Raw genomic sequence first — 1,266 nt, forward strand, 5'->3', positions numbered from 1 at the left:
ATAGGGTTATCTAGGTTTGCACCACTCGGACTGATTGCTTTAGTAAAGGAACTTCCTTATCTGGCCCATCCACTACAGGTTGATCATCAGGTCCATATACTAGTTCTCCATCATCATCATACTTATAGCTTTTTCTTTACCAGTTAGTCTATAAGTTATTTCTGGCATCTTAATTGGAATCGTAATTTCTTCTTCTGCTTTTTTCGCTACATTATATTTTTTAAAGCCTTTATCATGTCCATAGGCTTTTACAGCAAGCTCTTGCATGTGAGCAACAACACCATATTGAGCATCAATATTGGCATCTAATTTAGTAGTAACTTCTTCAAGTTCTTTTGTTTTTGCATCAATATCTTTTTTGTATTGCGCTTTCTTTTCAGGCGTATCAGCAATGTAGTCATTGTCCATATAATCTTTTAAGGTAGCAATTTCACTAGCAAATGTTTCTTTTTCTCACTTAGTGATTTATAATCCCCTTGTAAAGCTTTCAGCTGTTGATAGAAGTTGATAGTATTTGGTGCATCTTTCACAACTTTTTCAACTTTTGCACCACCTACTAATTTTTTCTCTTCTTCAGAAAGACCCGTGTAATCAAAGGTTGTTCCTATGAATTCATCAACAGTCGGAGGTCGTTTAAATTTAGTGAAGATTGCATGGGTATATGCAGAATCTTCAATACCTGTACTATGACGGAAATCACCGTAACCAATACGTAATTGGTCTTTATCACTAGTCCAAACAGTACGTAATCCATCAAACTCCTTATTAAACCAGTATCCGGTCATACCAAATTTCTCAGTCAATCGACCGACACTGAAATCCCATTTAGCATGATGGTTTGTGACATCTATTGTTTCTAAACGGCTATGAGAAAGTCCTTTAGATCCTGTTGTCACATGGGATGCATCCACCCCCTCTTGACCTTGTGCTGTAGCTACTACTTTTACATTCGTATGATCTCCTACACGAGCATCAACACCTAATCGTAAACGACTATGGAAGCCATGTTCATTTTTATCTTGTAAGTTTTTCAATGCACCATCGCTAATTGAGCTGACTGCTGTCACACGGTTCGCTGGGCGATCGCTACCTAAATGACTATCTCCACCAAAGCGAATATCTCCCACTACGGTAGCACCTTTTTCTCGATGTTGATCAAATTGAGACTCTAATACAGATGATGTTAGAGATCCTTGAGCTTTCGATACAGAATGTTCCGTCATTGGAGTTGTACCATTATTCACTGCTACAGTCTTAGCATCAGTA

The 1,266-nt window shown here is 37.9% G+C and carries 1 protein-coding gene and 1 pseudogene; both read right to left on the reverse strand.

Going from position 1 to position 1,266, the window contains the following annotated elements; all coding sequences use genetic code 11:
- Positions 1 to 99 precede the first annotated feature (99 nt).
- Positions 100 to 408 carry a hypothetical protein gene (locus HMPREF9200_RS02595; RefSeq protein ID WP_009353253.1) on the reverse strand — a complete coding sequence of 103 codons (309 nt, stop codon included), beginning with the start codon at positions 406 to 408 and terminating at the stop codon, positions 100 to 102.
- An 8-nt stretch (positions 409 to 416) separates the two neighbouring features.
- Positions 417 to 1,266: pseudogene (locus HMPREF9200_RS08645) on the reverse strand (TonB-dependent receptor); the annotation flags it as partial.

The sequence above is a fragment of the Veillonella sp. oral taxon 780 str. F0422 genome, from assembly GCF_000221605.1.
Lineage (GTDB): Bacteria > Bacillota > Negativicutes > Veillonellales > Veillonellaceae > F0422.